Below are 17,158 nucleotides of genomic sequence, written 5' to 3' on the forward strand. Positions count from 1 at the left end.
ATCCCTATTTTTAAAAAATGAAGGAAGGCTTAATAAAAGATACTTATGAACTAATAATAAAAGAAATACAGACTGTAATTACGGTTTGTTATCTCTTGGCTGTAGGTATAGGTATGATATTTAATTATAAAAAGTATGCTGAGTTTGGCATAAACATTTTTGATTACGGAGACGTATTTGATTTTTTAATAGCTCCGTTTTCAGATGTTTACATTATTCTTTTTGCAGCGGCATCTACGTTGTTTATTTCCATGCTATTTTACCTTGATTATGTTTGGTTAAAAAGATGGCCTAAATCATATTCAAGATTCAATTTTGGGAGCGATAGAAATAAATGGTTCAAACAGTATAGAGTGTTAATGATAATAACAGGTCTTATTGTGTATTTATTTTTATCTGCTGATTTTTACGGTATGTACACGAAGAAAAAAATAATCAATCAAAGAGATATTACCATTACTCTAGTAGATAATGAAATGAAGAAGGGTAAACTTATTGGTAAGACCAAGTATATTGTTTTCTTATTAAATGATGACGGTGTTTTTGCAATACCCCTTACTTCTGTAGTAAAACAGATAAAATTAAAGTAATGGGCATTTTCGGCTTGTTTAAAAAAGAGAATAATAAGTCCGAAGTTTTAAACACAGACAACGGCATCTTAAGTCCTACATTTCTTAATGATCTTACGGAGCATATTGAAAACCCTAAAAACTTGCAGTCGCACGAATGGCGTAGAAAATTAAGAAATGCATCAGGCGAGAGCAAATTCAAAATAAAATACTACGGAGAACTTAACGAAGATTATAACAACCTAATAATGGAGACTAATTTCGCACCAGCTTTAATATATGCGGTGGATATAAAAACTGGTGAAGAAATACTACTGTTTGATGGTTGTAAACATGGTTACAATGCCATGTTTTGCGATACTTTTACACAAGAGCAAATTGCCAATAGACCATTAGCAAATCAATATAAGGATAGTAATGGAAACGAAGTTTTTGAAATAACCATAAGCACATATTATGGTATTGATTATGAAGATGAGTTTAGTGAAAAGGTTGATACCAATGGTTTGCTAGAACTTATTGATGGTACCAAAATGGATTTTGAAAGTGTAAAACGAAATGGCTATGACACATTACAAATTTGGGCGACAAATGACAATGGTAAGTCTATTGAAATGGTATCAGAAGAACTGGCATAAATAAAACGTATTCTAAATGTTTTTTAAAGCAATAAAACTTCAATAGCATCGCTTTAATTTAAAACACAACCCTAAGCAAATTCTTTAAAGTATGAGCCAACAAAAACTACTACAAGCAGTATTTCAAGACCAGATACCAAGAGAAATTTTAGCTATAAATTCCTTCGGTGATACCCTCTTTAAAACAACAAATACCCAAGGCGATTGTTATGCTGTATTGCAGATTTATATAAACAATAACAATACAAACAGGGAGTATGCATTTTACTTTAGGCAACACCTATTGGGCAATAGCGCAAAACAATACAAGCAATTTTTAAGCGGTAAGGGTTTGTTTAGAACGGCAGAACAAAAAGAATTACATGAAGCACTAATGTTGCGTTATGGGCTGCTTGAAACCCTAGATAAAAAACTTTCAAAAAAACCGAACGAAGTTTATATAGCCAATGCCTACCTAAGTAATCTAGATAATATAGAAGCTTTCTCCACCTTGCCTAGTGACGCTTTTTATGAGAAGCTATTGCAAGAGTGTACGTTTAATGAAGACACACTTACCGACCTTACCGAAATAGACAATATAGGTGATAAGCCGCCTTTTTATATTCAAAAGTTATATTGGGGTTACGGCAGGGAAGATGGCGCTGTAAAAGAGAAATTGTACGAGTGCATAAACCTTCAAGATTTATCGGTCTGGAACGAATTTGGCGATTTTTTAAACGAGAAAATTTCTAAATTACAGCAGCTGAGTAATGTAAGAGTGTATAATATGCATAGCATTCCAGATGCATTTTTAAATAATTTACATACGTTGCCAAATTTGGTAAGCCTTACATTGGGCAGGCATTCATCGAACGCATTAGATCATCAATTTCAGCTTAAGACCTTACCTGAGAATTTAGTTGCGTTACAAAATCTAAAGTACCTAAATCTAGATGGCAATCAACTTACTGATTTTGCAGAGATAAGCAGATTATCGCATTTAAAAACTTTGAGTGTATACAACAACCAGTTTACTGATTTAGAAGGTATAGCGGGTCTGCAGCATGTAACGGAATTGAATTTGGCGAACAATGCTATTACACAATTACCGTTAGCATTAAAAGAACTGAGTCAGTTGAAGGTGCTGATTCTTAGCAAAAACCCTTTACAAGAAATACCGAGTTGGTTGGGCGAACTTACCCAGCTAGAGGAGCTTCATTTAGAGCAGACACAATTAAAAACACTGCCAGAAAGTATAGGTCAATTGACTCAATTAAAAGTATTGGGGCTGAAGAAGAATCCGTTTGAGACATTGCCAAAGGTTATGGCTAAGATTCCAAAACGCGTTGTAGATCTAGAAATAAGAAACAGGGCGTTGTTTGATGCCAAGGCAAAACAAAAACTTTCCGAATACCCAGAAGGAGACTTCTTATTTGAATCTGATCTCAATTTTAAGCTATTGGTTATTCAGAAATTAATGTATGAAGATGAGGTACTGCTGCCAAAGTTTAATATTTATGAGTTTGCCAAAACACATGATATCGATATTGAAGAAAGGGGTTATGACATACTTCCGGAAGCGGTAGAGTATTTCAAAAACATAAAAATTCCGTCTAGCCTATTAATAGACATTGAAGAATTATATCCGGACGGAGGTAGTGAAATTTACGGTCAGCTGTATCCTTTTTGGGACGGGGAAGATGACTGTTTTGATGTGAAAAGCATAGCTGACATTGAATATCTACCACGTTTAAAACGAACCAATAATTTATTCTTCAATAAAGACCTGGTGAAAGAACTAAGAAAAAGAAAGATCAAGGTAAGCAACTATTAGGGCATGTCTGCTGTAATGTTTACCTAACCATTTATACTTTATGTATCTTTTTGATTCTGAATTATAACTATTATTTTCACTATCCCACTAACAAACTAATAACCACCAAAAAGCACACAACATTCGAAAATGTGTGTAAGGCAAAAGCCTATCCTCCATTTTACCTTTGTCCTATTCTTTTAGACATACAAAAAATAGGATATAATGAGTACAACACAATTTGGTAAAAAAGGGTGGACGCCCGATAGGATTACAACCCTAAAGGGCAAAACATTCGTTATAACGGGTACTACGAGCGGTACAGATTTTGAAGCGGCAAAAATTCTTTTGAAAAAAGAGGCAAAGGTGGTAATGTTGAACCGTAACCCAACAAAAGCTGCGGATACCACGGTAACCTTACAAGAAGAATTGGGTAATGCTATACCGGTGACGAATATACAGATGGACTTGGAATCATTGTCATCCGTAAGAAAAGCCGCAGATGAGGTGCTAAGAACCGTACCACAAATAGATGCATTGTTATGTAATGCCGCCATTGCCCAAGTGCCCAAACAAACGTTTACCGAAGACGGTTTTGAAAGTCAGCTTGGTGTAAACCACTACGGTAATTTCTTATTGCAGGCATTGTTATATCCGCGCATAGAGGAATCAAACGGGCGTATGGTTACCGTTGGCAGTATGGGGTATAATATGGGCATCAAGACCATACAGTTCAATGATATGAACTGGGACAAGAATTATAATCCGAATGCAGTGTACAGTCAAAGCAAACTGGCACAGATGATGACGGTTTATGAATTACAGGATAGATTGAAGAAGGCGGGTAAAACAAATGTTAAGGCATATGCCTGCCACCCAGGTGCTTCATCTACATCGCTTATTAAAACCAGTGGAAGCTTGTTGACCAGGTTCATATGGCAGATCATGAAATTAACACCCATGGTACAATCTGCAGAGAAAGGGGCGTACCCAGAGATTATGTGTGCTACAGAACCAGATTTGAATCAAGAGGCTTTTTACGGCCCAACAGGTAAAAATTATTGGACAGGTCCGGTAGGTGAGTGCAAATTAGAACCGCATGCCAAAGACAAAGCGGTTATGGAAAGGCTTTGGGAGTTATCGGAAAAGGAAACAGGTATAACTTGGAATTTGTAAATTAGTAAACAACCTCAGTATAACACTTTGAAACATCAGCTATGGATATTTTAAAAGCAGCAACAGATTGGGCAAAGGCCGAACTTTTTTCCACTCCGTTTTTCATGCTATTCGGCATGGCATTTTTAGTGGCGAGTATTGGGTTCTGGCAACTAGGAAAGACAGAAATGGCAAGAGCCTATATTATACCAACATTAGTAGCAGGTTGCTTGCTTCTAATCATTGGACTGGGTTTGTTTTTTACCAATAGATCAAGAATTACACAATTTGAAAAAGCGTACCATACAGATGCAACTGCTTTTGTAGATACTGAATTGGAAAGAGCCCAAGCTACTTTAAAAGAATATGACACTATAGTCTTTACCGCAATACCGATAATCATTATTGCCTGTGCATTGGTTCTATTGTTGGTTAGCAGCCCAATTTGGAGAGCAAGTATGATAACGACCATTGCTATATTGGTTGTTATACTGTTAGTAGATGGTACGGCACATGCAAGAATAGACGGGTATAATAAGCAGTTACAACTGGCAGCAAAAGAAATGAATACATAATATGCAGCATTTTAAAACTTTATCGGCATACATAGATTATTTGGAACTTCCAGGTCCCGAGCACCCTATGTTCAGTGTATTTTCTGCAAAGGGAGAAGGATTTTTGCCTTGCCCAAAAGAAAGTTCGCCACCAATTACAAACGATTGTTATTCTATAAGTCTAAAGAAAATTGTAAAAGGAGATTTAAACTATGGGAGAACAACCTATGATTTCACTAATGGTGCTTTGATTTGTATAGCACCAAGGCAAGTATTGCAATGGGACAGTAGCGTGGTGTATGACCAAAAAGGATTCTCCATTAATTTTCATGAAGATTTTTTAAAAGGGACCGAGTTGGCACATCAGATAAAAAAATATGGTTTCTTTTCGTATTCGGTCAATGAAGCGTTGCACTTATCACCAAAAGAAGAAAAGCAGATGGAATCCATTGTAGAGAATATCGATATAGAATATCAGAACAATCAAGACGAGTTCAGTAAAGATATTATCATCTCTCAATTAAGTACTCTATTAAAATATGCCAATCGTTTTTATGAAAGGCAGTTTCTTAACAGAAAGGAATTGTCAAATAACTTGTTAGAGCAATTTAACGCACAGTTATCAACGTATTTTGAAACAGGTCAATTACAGGAAAATGGAATTCCGAGTATTGAGCAGATAGCAAATAATATGTCCGTTTCTCAGCGCTATCTTAGTGACACCTTAAAGAAGGAAATCGGTAAGACTACAACCGAGCATTTGCAATTACATTTAATAGACCAGGCTAAAAATATGTTGTTGCAACCTCATAAGAGTATTGCTGAGGTTGCTTATGAATTGGGTTTTGAATATCCGCACTATTTCTCAAGGTTGTTCAAGAAGAAAGAAGGTATGAGTCCGTCAGCATATCGTGAAAGCTATAAATTGAACTAATATTCGAGTAAGGTAATAAGTGATAGATGCGCCATGAACTATAATAATAAAATATTTAGACCAGTTTCCAATTCTGATAACGGAGAAACATCGGTAGAGACACTTTTTAAATACAAACAAAAAGATACAATTTTAACGTCTACATACAGTGGCGGTCAGATTGTAGAAGGTCACTTAATAGGTCTGGTAGCTTTAGACGGTACCATTGAAATGCGATATCATCAAGTGAATACAAAGGGTGAATTAATGACGGGTAGTTGTGTCTCAAAACCCGAAATCATGGATAATGGAAAACTAAGACTTCATGAAACCTGGCAGTGGACCTCTGGTGACTATTCTAAAGGAAACTCGATATTAGAAGAAATATGATACTAGAAGTCGCTGTTCTTAACATTAAAACAGGCTTAGAATCTAAGTTTGAAGAAGATTTTACTTTAGCCAGTAACTACATTCAATCTATAAAAGGATATCGTTCACATACGTTACGTAGGTGTTTAGAGAATAACTCGCAGTATATTTTATTGGTAGATTGGGCAGATGTGGAAAGTCATGAAATAGGTTTTCGCAAGTCTAAAGGCTACTTAAAGTGGAAAGAATTATTACATGATTATTATGACCCTTTTCCAATAGTAAATCATTACGAGACTATTTTTGATAGTGGAAAAAACAATAGATGTAGATTCTTAGACAAGAATAATAGGTTATAACTGATAAGAAAGGCTGTTTTTAAGTTATTTAAATAATTATTAGTGGGATTTATTGCGAAATAAATTAAGAAAAATACTACACAAATTTTTATCTTCACATATTTAATTGAAATTTTTACCATTAAATCACGCTGTCAATTTGTGCTTATAATATTAAGACCATATTGAAAGCGAGCATTTAGTATTTAATAGGTCAGAAGAACCAGTTGTTACGATTTTTTAAGCAAAACCAAACTAAATGAGCATACATACGACCGAACAATCAGCTAATAGTGAAAATGAAGAGCATGAGTTTGATCATAGAGTAATAGCTATCGGAGCAAGTGCAGGGGGCTTAGAGGCACTTAAACAGTTCTTTAATTATATTCCTCATGATTGTCTATATAGTTTTGTTATTATTCAACATTTGAGTCCTGATTATAAATCTTTAATGGCAGAATTACTTGCAAAGAATACGGTTTTGCCCATACAAGAGGTTAAAAATAATATGGTCATTGAAAGGGGTAGTGTATACCTTATTCCTCCCAAAAAGAATATGACCATAATCAACGGTAAACTGCATCTTGTCAACAAGCCCAAAGGGCACGATCTGAATTTGCCGATAGACATATTTTTTAGGTCATTGGCGCAAGAATATAAAGAAAAGGCAATTTGTGTTATACTGAGTGGTACCGGTAGTGATGGTACAAGTGGGGCCCGTGAAATTAAAGAATTTGGTGGTATGGTCATGGTGCAAGATCCTGAGCAGGCAAAATTCGATGGTATGCCCAGAAGCGCTATCAATACCGGTCTGGTAGATTATACTTTACAGGTAGAGTTAATGGCCGGCGAGTTGTTAAATTATATAGAGCATCCCACGACCAATAATGATACAGTAGTTCAAATTGAAGAAGACGAAGAAACTATTGTAAGCATTCTTAAAGTACTAAAAAAAGAAACCACGCTAGATTTTGAAGAATATAAACGACCTACATTGGTACGACGTATTGCACGAAGAATCAGTGTAAATAAATTACATAACCAAAGGGAATATCTAGAATTCTTAAGAGGCAACAGAGTGGAGTCAGATATTTTAGCTCGTGAATTTTTAATTGGAGTCACTAATTTTTTTCGGGACAACTACGTTTGGGACACCTTAGACTCTAAAATAATACCAAGATTAATTGCGGGAAAGAACGATAATGATGTTTTTAAAGTTTGGTGTGTTGCTTCTAGTACGGGAGAAGAAGCTTATAGTCTGGCGATGCTCGTTGCCGAAGAAACAAAACGACAAGGGAAAAAGTTACAGATAAAGATATTTGCTACAGATCTGGCGGTAAATCATCTTGATATTGGTAGTAAGGGGCTATACCCAGAAAGTATCGTTGCAAACGTATCGCCACTAAGATTAAGAAAATTCTTTGTACAAAAAGGAGAAGAATATCAGGTTACCGAAAATTTGCGAAAGATGGTGATTTTTAGTCAACACAATATTTTGAAAGATCCCCCATTCAATAAAATGGATATTACGGTCTGTCGTAATATGCTTATTTATATGCAGTCACCTGCGCAACGAAAGGTAATGGGCTTTTTACATTATTCATTGAACTTAAATGGTATTTTGTTATTGGGCAGTAGTGAGTCTTTAGGAGATTATTCAAGTGTGTTCAAAGAAATTGACCGAAAATCAAAAATTTATCAAAATATAAAACGTGCCAAGGGCAGAGGTTTAGAACCGTTGAACTACCCGGATCAACAGAAATTGACTACCTCGTTTAATAATTTATCGAGCAACAAATCGCGCACAGAGACCAAAATGGCCGATGTCATGAACGAGACCGTGGCAGAAGAACTGGGCTTGGCCGGGGTATATATAGATGAAACATACAATATTTTACATGCCATTGGTGAATTCAGAAAATTTGTTGATTTACCAGAAAGAGGTTTTAGTATTAATCTACTTAAAATGTTACCTCCTAGTGCTTCAATTTCCCTAGCAGCGACCGTTAGAAAGGCTTTTGCTAATAATCAGAGAATATTGCACAAAACAATGCCTGTTAGGGGGCAAGGTCGAGCAATTTCATTTGATCTATTGGTCAATCCCTTCGAGATGAACAATATTAATCGTTCAAAAGGATGTTTGTTGCTTTTTTTGCCTAAAGAGGAACCGCAAGGGACTGCAAAAGTATTGACGGATACCACCGGATTAACAGGGGTACGAATTTTGGAATTAGAAGCCGAGCTGAAAGATGCGCGAGAAAATCTAAGTAACGTAATCGAAGAGGTCGAAACAAGTAATGAAGAGTTACAGGCCACCAATGAAGAACTTTTGGCGGCCAATGAAGAACTACAAAGTACCAATGAAGAACTACAGAGTGTAAATGAGGAACTACATACTGTAAACGCAGAATTACAGCAGAAGATCGAAGATTTGGCAGCGCTGAACAATGACATGGACAATCTTTTAAAAAGTACCGATATAGGCACTATCTTTTTAGATACCGAAATCAGAATTCGAAAATTTACTCCTGCAATAAGTGAACACTTTCATTTAAGAGAGTCTGATGAGGGAAGACCTATTTCTCATTTTTCAAACAGTTTTGGTACGGGAACAACTTCTATAGATAAAATTCATGAAGTTATTGAGAGTGGTAAAATGGTCACTTCAGAATTGCAAACTGTTGACGGTAAATGGTTTTTAAAGCGCATTACACCTTATTATGATAGCGATAATATTATAAGTGGAGCGGTGATAAGTTTTGTGGATATTGATGAAATAAAGAAAGCAACAGCGATAATTAAAAAAAGTGAAGAAGAATTTAGATTACTTTATAATAATGCTCCTGATATGTTCGCTACATTTAGCGTTGAGGGAAATTTATTGAATTGTAATGAGCGAATGGCTCGTGGTCTCGGCTATGAAAATGTTTCTGAACTTTTAGACATGAAATTTGAGGATTTCTATGCAGAGGAAAATTTAAGTACCGCTCAGGTTCAGGACAGGTATACCGAATTTGTGAAGGAGGGATACAAAAAAAATGTAAATCGAATATTTCAGAGAAAAGACGGTTCGTTGCTGTCGGTGAGCGTAAACGCCAATATAATATATGATGAAAATGGAAATAGTATATATTCTCTTTGTTCCGTCAGAGATATATCGGATTTAGAGATTGCCAAAAAAAAATATTACGACAAAAGCCTGGCGTTCGAACAATTATTGGAAGGGACCATGGCCGGGTTTTGGGAAGTCAGACCCCAGGACGGTACCGACTACCTTAGCCCAAGCTACAAGGCGATGTTCGGTTACGAAGACCATGAAATAGAGAATAACACTCAAGCGTGGGAAAAACTATATCACCCAGATGACCTGAAATTCGCTCAAGAAAATTTTGAACAGTACAAGAAATCAAAAAGAGATTCCCCGTTAATCTACCAATCCAGGTTTTACCATAAGGACGGTAGTATTGTATGGGTACATTGCAATGCAAGAATTATTGAACGTGACAATAAAGGAGAACCGATTAGAATCGTTGGAAGCCATGTAGATATTACACCGCTTAAGTCAATCGAATTAGAACTGTACCGAAGTAATAAAGAGCTAGAGCAGTTTGCATATGTTGCCAGTCATGATCTACAAGAGCCTCTTAATACGATTACTGATTTTGTTGGGCTGTTAGATGAGGGGTATAAAGATAAGTTAGATGATGAAGCTGAAAATTATATGAAGTTTATAATAGAAGCCGCATCTAGAATGAGAAGTCTTGTAAAAAGTGTACTGAGCTATTCTAAAATAGGGAAAAACCCAGAGATGAGTCTTATAGATTGTAAATCTATTTTATTTGATATAGAAAAGGATTTGGGAAAAAGTATTGCTGATACAAATACAAAAATCATCTATAAAAACTTACCAAAAATAAGTGGGTACGCAACAGAGTTACATTCACTTTTTCTTAATCTTATTACCAATGCAATCAAGTTTAGAAGAGAAGATCGTTCGCCTAAAATAGTTATTAGTGTTGAAGAGCTAGACCTGAATTGGAAGTTTAGTATTAAGGATAACGGCATAGGTATAGTAAAAAAGAATAGAGAACGTGTATTCGATATTTTTCAGAGGCTTAATAATATGGATAGTTATGACGGTACTGGAATAGGATTGGCGCAATGCAAGAAAATAGTTGAACTGCACGGTGGTGAAATCTGGATTGAATCTAATAGCAAAATAGGCACAAAATTTTCTTTTACAATAAAAAAATAATAATCTAACCTTACCATTATGAGTATAAAATTAAAATCAGTTTTATTATTAGATGATAATTTAGCAACAAATTATTTTCATAAAAAAATCATAGAAAAATCAGGTAGTACCGAATTGGTTCTAGAGTTTAGAAGCGGAATCAATGCATTAAATTATCTAGGTCAAGAAGGTATAGAGCCACCTGAACTTATGATGGTAGATATTAATATGCCAATAATGAGTGCTTGGGAGTTTCTTGACAAATTCAATAAATTAAAAAACAAAACAAATTTTGGTACTAAAATCATTTTATTATCGACTTCTTTAAGTCCTGCGGATAAAGAAAAAGCAGATGAAATACCATTGATTAAAGAGGTGCTTTTAAAGCCACTTACAAAAGAATCAATTCTGAGAGTAGTCGCCGACATTCGGGCTTAAAGATTCGATGAATCTGCAACAGTTGAAAATAGAAACCACTAAAACAATCTATTTCACAACAAAAAATAAAATGTTCACAACAAAATTGAATTTTAAGATAATATAAATGCAAGATTTGTCCTACAAAATATAAGTTCTATTGTTATGAGACCAATAGTGAATATCTACAAAAATGAGCTCTTGAACACAGAGAGGAAAACAGAAATAGTTTCTTGGTTACAAGAATTAACCACGGCAACTATATTGTTAGATAACAATTATAATATTGTCGATTCATCTGAAGAATGGAAAAGAAAGTTCTTTTTTGATAAAGATAAAATACACGGAAAATCAATATTCGGTATTTTTCCAAGTTTTTCAAAGGATATCAAAACAAAATTAGATTTTGCCTATAGTGGTCTAAGAGGTATTCAAATGAAAGATGAGGTGCAACTAAATGACGGTAGCACAAAAAAAATTATATGGCATTTTAGTAGTTGGAAAGATCATGAGGGTAACACTGTTGGCGTAATGTTGACGGCAGAGGACATTACCATTTTAAAGAGTCTTGAATATGATCTTCTAAAGACAAAAAATCTTCTTAACGAAAAAGGAAAAATTGCGCAAATAGGAAGTTGGGAGTATGATGTAGAAAAAGAGAAACTTACCTTATCAGATATAACAAAGAAAATATTTAAAATAGAAGAAGATTCTAAAATTAGTATTGATAACCTTATTAATTTTCTTGATGAAAAGGAGAATTTTGAGCCCATAAAGAAAACACTATCTGATGCCATAGAAAATGGTACACCTTGGGAAAGAAGTTTAAAAATTTCATTGAATAATAATGAAGTATATGTTAAGACCATTGGAAAACCAAAATTTAAGTCCGGTAAGTGTAATCGTATAATCGGAACAGCACAAATTATAAGCAATGAGGTTGCTACTGAAGAAAATGAAGACCAATTAGATAAAGACCTATTTTTTAATGAAGCGCCCAATGCGATGGCGGTTGTCGATATTTTTAACGGTCATATTTTAAAGGTAAACCGAGAGTTGCTAAAATTATCTGGCGTAGATAAAATTGAATTAGAGCAGAAGAATTGTATCGAGTTTTTTGAAAATAATTTCAGCAGAGCCCGTTTTATAAAAATTGCTAACCATAGTGTAAAAGATGTAAAGGGTAATTTAGATTTTAAAGATAAAAATGGAAACAAAAGAGTTCTTTCTGTAAAAGGAAGTTTAATTAAAAATGGCACACAACTTTTATGTGTAATAGAAGATGTAACAGCAAGTTGCCAAACGTTCAATGAGTTGAATGGAAAATTCAAAAAAGGCGAAAAAGAAATAGATAAGCTATTGAACTTTACGCGTGTAATTTTTCATAACTTAAAGGGTCATGCTATTAATTATGAACTGATGTTCGATTTTCTTGAAAATGTAAAAAATAAGGAAGAGTTGAAAGAAACGTTGGCTGTGTTAAGGTATAGCACCAAAAGTTTATCTGAGAATATTCTTGATTTAAAAGAGATGGTTACCATTGGAAATGGTGCCAAAACCAAGAAAAGTCGGCTAGTGGTAAATGATTATATTTTTAAAGCAGAAAATAACTTAATTGGAGAAATTAAACTGTCTAAGGCTAAAATTATTAATGAGAATCCAGATGTACTTAAAATAAAGTCTTACCCGTCATTTTTAGAAAATATTTTAACGAATTGTATTTCCAATGCTATTAAATATAGAAAAGCATACAAAACGCCGTTAATTACAATATCTAACAGTATTACAAAAAATCATACTATTATTTTAATAACTGATAATGGAATTGGTATGGATTTAAAAGCAAGGGGTGATAAACTATTTCAAATGGCATCATCATTGGGTAATGATAGTGAAGCGAGAGGTATGGGCTTATTTCTTGTGAAGCATCAAATGGATCTTATGAAAGGTGAAATAGAAGTATTAAGTGAACCAAATGAAGGCACGACAATAAAGTTATTATTTCCTCATAGTTAAAATTCTTTTATATGAAAACACCTGTAGATTTAGAGTCGATATTTTTAAATCTAAAGTCGTGAAATAAGAACCTTGAAATTAGATTTTTAATCCCCTATTATGAATTTCTAGGATTTATAATTCTTAAAAACCCTAAGCTTAGAACATGGGTTTGAACAAAGCCTTTTAAAAGAGAAGTTCATATCTTAAACATGAACTAGATTACTGTTCTTTAACTACATACCGTAGATAGCTGAGTAACAACATGTTTATCTTTACTTCCTTAATACACATTTGTTAAATTTTAAGTTTTTATTTAGAATAATTAAAAATAGCTTGTCAGAAATAGTATGTTACTTTAGATTTGCGCCTCTATTTATATCTAATCTAAATAAATTATGAAAAAAGCAATTCTAACTATTGGCTTTATAGGTTTACTATTTGTTGGTTGTTCATCAGACGATGATACGACGACAGAAGTAATCGTTGACGAAACCATAGACAGATCAACTGTACTGACCAATTATGCAGATTTGGTTTTGGCTAACTATCAAGCGGCTTTAGTTGATGCAGAAGCATTGAATATTGCTATCGAAACATTTGTTGAAACACCAACAGAAGAAAATTTTAATGCAGCAAAAGAGGCGTGGTTAACTTCAAGAGAAAGTTACGGTCCGTCAGAAGCGTTTCGCTTTGCAAATGGTCCAATAGATACTGGTGATACAGAGGCTATTGAAGGATATTTAAATTCTTGGCCTTTAGATGAAGCTTATATCGATTATGTTGAAGGAGATTTAAGCGCCGGTATTATAAATGATACAGAAAACTTTCCTAGCCTAACAAAAGAATTGTTGACTGGTGAGAACGGTAACGGTGGTGAAGAGAATGTAGCAATAGGTTACCATGCAATCGAGTTTTTGCTTTGGGGTCAAGATCTTACCGCTCCTTCAGAAAATTTAGCCGGTCAAAGAGTTTATACTGATTTTGTTGACGGTGGTACAGCAGAAAATCAAGAACGTAGAAGAGCGTATTTGGCAATTGTAGCAGATTTATTAACCGATCATTTACAAGTGGTAATTGATGAATGGACAGGTGCATATAAAACTACCTTCTTAGCTTTAGATGAAGAAGAAGCTTTAGATAATATCATTAGTAGTATTGCAGAATTATCTAGAAGTGAATTGGCTATTGAGCGTATTGCCGTTGCCTTGCAAAATCAAGATCAAGAAGACGAACACTCTTGTTTTAGTGATAATACAAACAGAGATATTAGATTGAATTTAGACGGTATCGTAAATGTATATACTGGTTCTTACGGTAATGTAACCGGTAACTCGTTACAAGATTTAATTACCGAGGCAGATGCTGAATTGGCTACTGAACTAAATACATTATTGGCAACTGCAGAGGCAGATGTTGAAGCAACATTAGATCCTTTTGATCTTGCAATTGTTGATGGTGAGTCTAGTGTGGAAGGAGCAAAAGTACAGACAGCAGTACAATCATTAGTTGCTTTTGGTGACAAATTATTAGAAGCGAAAGTTGCTTTAGGTATCGACTAATTCGCATTTACATATGTCTTTTGAGTACAGGGCTGTGAAAACCGTTCTCTTTTAAAGAAAAAATATTAAAACTGGATTTATTTAAATCCAGTTTTGTTGTTATATGATATGAACAGATTTTCATCATTTTGTTTACTGGTAATCAGTGTTTTAATGGTTTCATCTTGTAGCAAAGATGAGGTCATTGTGCCTTTAGTGGCAGAAGAAGGCGAAGAACTTTCTGGTGGTACTACGACGTCCACTAATTTTTCTGCAGAAGCTTTTGGTTTTGCTTCACCAGATTTAACTTTTGATGAAAGGGTCACTTTCGGAGTGGGCAACTCACTTTTTAACCAGAGTTGGGTAACGGCACCGGCATCGACCACAGCAAGAGACGGCTTAGGTCCTTTTTTTAATTCTAGAAATTGTTCTGGTTGCCATTTCAAAGATGGCAGGGGAAGACCGCCAGCTTTTGATGGAGAGTTCTCACACGGGCTATTAATACGTTTGGGACTATTAGAGACCGATGCCACTGGTAGTAATATCGGTGATCCCGTTTATGGTACACAATTTCAAGACAATTCTATTTTAAGCGTTGATAATGAAGGTACACTTATAGTGACTTATACACCGCTTACAGAAACTTATGATGATGGTACGCAGGTAAGTTTGCAAAATCCAGAATATTCTTTTACCGGTTTAGGGTTTGGTGAGCTTAATAGTTTAACAAGACTTTCGCCTAGGGTTGCTAATCAAATGATCGGTCTAGGTCTTTTAGATGCTATACCAGATGCAACATTGTTAAGTTATTCAGATCCTAATGATGCCGATGATGACGGTATTTCTGGGAGAATAAACATGGTTTATGATGTAGAATCCAATACTATGGAAATTGGTCGTTTTGGATGGAAAGCCAATCAACCGAACATTAAACAACAAGTTGCTGCAGCTTTTGCTGGCGATTTAGGCATTACTTCTTCATTATTTCCTGATGAAAATTGTCCTACACCCTTAGATTGTGACGATTACCCAAATGGAGGTACTCCTGAAATTGAGGATGAAAATTTAGAAAAAGTAGCTTTTTATGCAGCATCACTTTCTGTTCCGGCAAGAAGAGATGTTGATGATGAGGACGTTCTGGAAGGAAAATCGTTGTTCGCAAGTGCTGAATGTATAAAATGTCATATTCCTAAAATTGAAACAGGATCTTACGAGATAATAGCATTAGCAAATCAAACCATTCGCCCCTACACAGATTTACTCTTACATGATATGGGTGATGGTCTTGCAGATGGCTTGCAAGATTTTGATGCAAACGGTAATGAATGGCGTACACCGCCCTTATGGGGAATAGGTTTAATAGAGACGGTAAATGGGCATACAAACCTATTGCATGATGGTAGGGCACGAAATATAGAAGAAGCAATACTTTGGCATGGTGGGGAAGCACAGGCATCTAAAGAAAATTTTAAAAGCTTTTCAGCTGAAGAAAGAAGTAAATTAATTCAATTTTTGAATACACTTTAATACTATGAAAAATAAAATTCTATTCATCGCATTTTTACTCTTGGTTTTTTCATGTGGTAACGATGATAGTGATGAAGCCATTTCAATATCAGAGGTAACTGTAGAAGAGGGGCGCTTAATGCAAGTATCGGATTTGTATGATTTTCAGATAAAAGTAAATCAATCTGCCCATCTAGAAGTTTTAGGTAGCTTAGTTTCAGCAAGTTTAGATTTTTCAGCAAACCCTGCCGAAGTTGAACTTTTGGCATTGCAAAAAGCATGGAAAGCCTCTTTTTTAAATTGGAAGAGCAATGAAGTTTTTAATTTAGGTGCCATCCAAAATTCATTTATACATACTAGAATAAATCAATGGCCTACTAATTTTGAAGCCATAGAAGATAACATTTTAGAAGAGGAAACATTGAATAACGCTTTTGTTTCCAGTACAGGTGCAAATACAAAAGGGTATAGTGCCATTGAATATTTGTTGTTTCATGATTCAGCTGAATTGGTTTTGGCAGAATTGACGACAGATGTTAATGCTGAAAAACGTATGCAGTATTTGTTAGCATTAATAGAGAATTTAAATGAGCAAAGTACCGCGTTACAAATTTTTTGGGGTGAAGTAGAACCTAGTTTTAAAAGTAATCTAGAGACAGGTGTTAATGGAAGTCAGAATCAGGTAGTCAATGCGATTATTGCGGCATTAGAATCTATGAAAGGTACCAAAATAGAGGAGGCCCTAAATGCAGAAAGTGATGGGGTTACTTATTTTGAGGCATACAGAAGTGAAATAAGTAAAGAAGCATTGATTGAAAATTTAGAAACACTTAATAATAGTTATTTAGGTGATTATATTGGGGAAGAAGGTTTTGGATTAGATGATTATTTAAAAGAAGTACTAGATAGACCAGATATAGATACTGCCATTCAAGAAGCATTTCAAGTAGCTTTGGATGATTTGTATACCATTAATGGATCAATTGAAGATGTTTTAGTGACCGATGTAAATGCATTAGATAACTTAAGAACAGATTTACAAACGGTAATAGGTCTATTAAAGACAGATTTTTCAAGTGCTGCCAATATCGTTGTTACTTTCAATGATACTGATGGTGACTAGAAAATAAAATATGG

The 17,158-nt window shown here is 34.7% G+C and carries 14 protein-coding genes; all 14 read left to right on the forward strand.

Annotated features, from left to right (window positions below):
- Positions 1–17 precede the first annotated feature (17 nt).
- The 14 genes from ACJJVP_RS06605 to ACJJVP_RS06670 all read left to right on the forward strand — a co-directional run bounded on the left by ACJJVP_RS06605 (position 18) and on the right by ACJJVP_RS06670 (position 17,144).
- Positions 18–590 (forward strand): hypothetical protein, encoded by a 573-nt coding sequence (locus ACJJVP_RS06605; protein ID WP_405411923.1) that lies wholly within the window; start codon positions 18–20, stop codon positions 588–590.
- Complete coding sequence (locus ACJJVP_RS06610) at positions 590–1,207, forward strand: hypothetical protein (RefSeq protein ID WP_405411924.1); 618 nt, start codon at positions 590–592, stop codon at positions 1,205–1,207. The genes ACJJVP_RS06605 and ACJJVP_RS06610 overlap by 1 nt, the downstream gene beginning before the upstream one ends.
- Positions 1,208–1,298: 91 nt before the next feature.
- Positions 1,299–3,020, forward strand: a complete 1,722-nt coding sequence (locus ACJJVP_RS06615; protein ID WP_405411926.1) for a leucine-rich repeat domain-containing protein — start codon at positions 1,299–1,301, stop codon at positions 3,018–3,020.
- 204 nt (positions 3,021–3,224) lie between these two features.
- On the forward strand, positions 3,225–4,175 hold the full coding sequence (locus ACJJVP_RS06620) for an SDR family oxidoreductase (RefSeq protein ID WP_405411929.1): 951 nt from the start codon (positions 3,225–3,227) through the stop codon (positions 4,173–4,175).
- Between the two features lie 41 nt (positions 4,176–4,216).
- The gene (locus tag ACJJVP_RS06625; RefSeq protein WP_405411932.1) at positions 4,217–4,729 is read left to right on the forward strand and encodes a hypothetical protein; all 513 of its coding nucleotides are present in this window, start codon (positions 4,217–4,219) and stop codon (positions 4,727–4,729) included.
- 1 nt (position 4,730) lies between these two features.
- Positions 4,731–5,642, forward strand: a complete 912-nt coding sequence (locus ACJJVP_RS06630; protein WP_405411935.1) for a helix-turn-helix domain-containing protein — start codon at positions 4,731–4,733, stop codon at positions 5,640–5,642.
- Positions 5,643–5,675: 33 nt separating this feature from the next.
- Complete coding sequence (locus tag ACJJVP_RS06635; protein ID WP_405411938.1) at positions 5,676–6,011, forward strand: n-acetylglutamate synthase; 336 nt, start codon at positions 5,676–5,678, stop codon at positions 6,009–6,011.
- Positions 6,008–6,349, forward strand: a complete 342-nt coding sequence (locus tag ACJJVP_RS06640; protein WP_405411941.1) for an antibiotic biosynthesis monooxygenase family protein — start codon at positions 6,008–6,010, stop codon at positions 6,347–6,349. Before ACJJVP_RS06635 ends, ACJJVP_RS06640 begins: the two co-directional genes overlap by 4 nt.
- 238 nt (positions 6,350–6,587) lie before the next feature.
- Positions 6,588–10,583 carry a chemotaxis protein CheB gene (locus ACJJVP_RS06645; RefSeq protein ID WP_405411943.1) on the forward strand — a complete coding sequence of 1,332 codons (3,996 nt, stop codon included), beginning with the start codon at positions 6,588–6,590 and terminating at the stop codon, positions 10,581–10,583.
- Between the two features lie 18 nt (positions 10,584–10,601).
- A complete protein-coding gene (locus tag ACJJVP_RS06650) occupies positions 10,602–11,000 on the forward strand; it encodes a response regulator (protein WP_405411946.1) in 399 nt (132 codons plus the stop codon).
- A 144-nt stretch (positions 11,001–11,144) separates the two neighbouring features.
- Complete coding sequence (locus ACJJVP_RS06655; protein WP_405411948.1) at positions 11,145–12,995, forward strand: PAS domain S-box protein; 1,851 nt, start codon at positions 11,145–11,147, stop codon at positions 12,993–12,995.
- 377 nt (positions 12,996–13,372) lie between these two features.
- Positions 13,373–14,536 (forward strand): imelysin family protein, encoded by a 1,164-nt coding sequence (locus ACJJVP_RS06660; RefSeq protein WP_405411950.1) that lies wholly within the window; start codon positions 13,373–13,375, stop codon positions 14,534–14,536.
- A 108-nt stretch (positions 14,537–14,644) separates the two neighbouring features.
- Complete coding sequence (locus tag ACJJVP_RS06665; RefSeq protein ID WP_405411952.1) at positions 14,645–16,042, forward strand: di-heme oxidoredictase family protein; 1,398 nt, start codon at positions 14,645–14,647, stop codon at positions 16,040–16,042.
- A gap of 4 nt (positions 16,043–16,046) precedes the next feature.
- Entirely contained in the window at positions 16,047–17,144 is a 1,098-nt protein-coding gene (locus tag ACJJVP_RS06670; RefSeq protein ID WP_405411955.1) for an imelysin family protein, read from the forward strand.
- The last annotated feature ends 14 nt before the right edge of the window (positions 17,145–17,158 follow it).

Origin of the sequence: Maribacter sp. Asnod1-A12 (assembly GCF_045063735.1) — a bacterium.
Taxonomy (GTDB): Bacteria; Bacteroidota; Bacteroidia; order Flavobacteriales; family Flavobacteriaceae; genus Maribacter.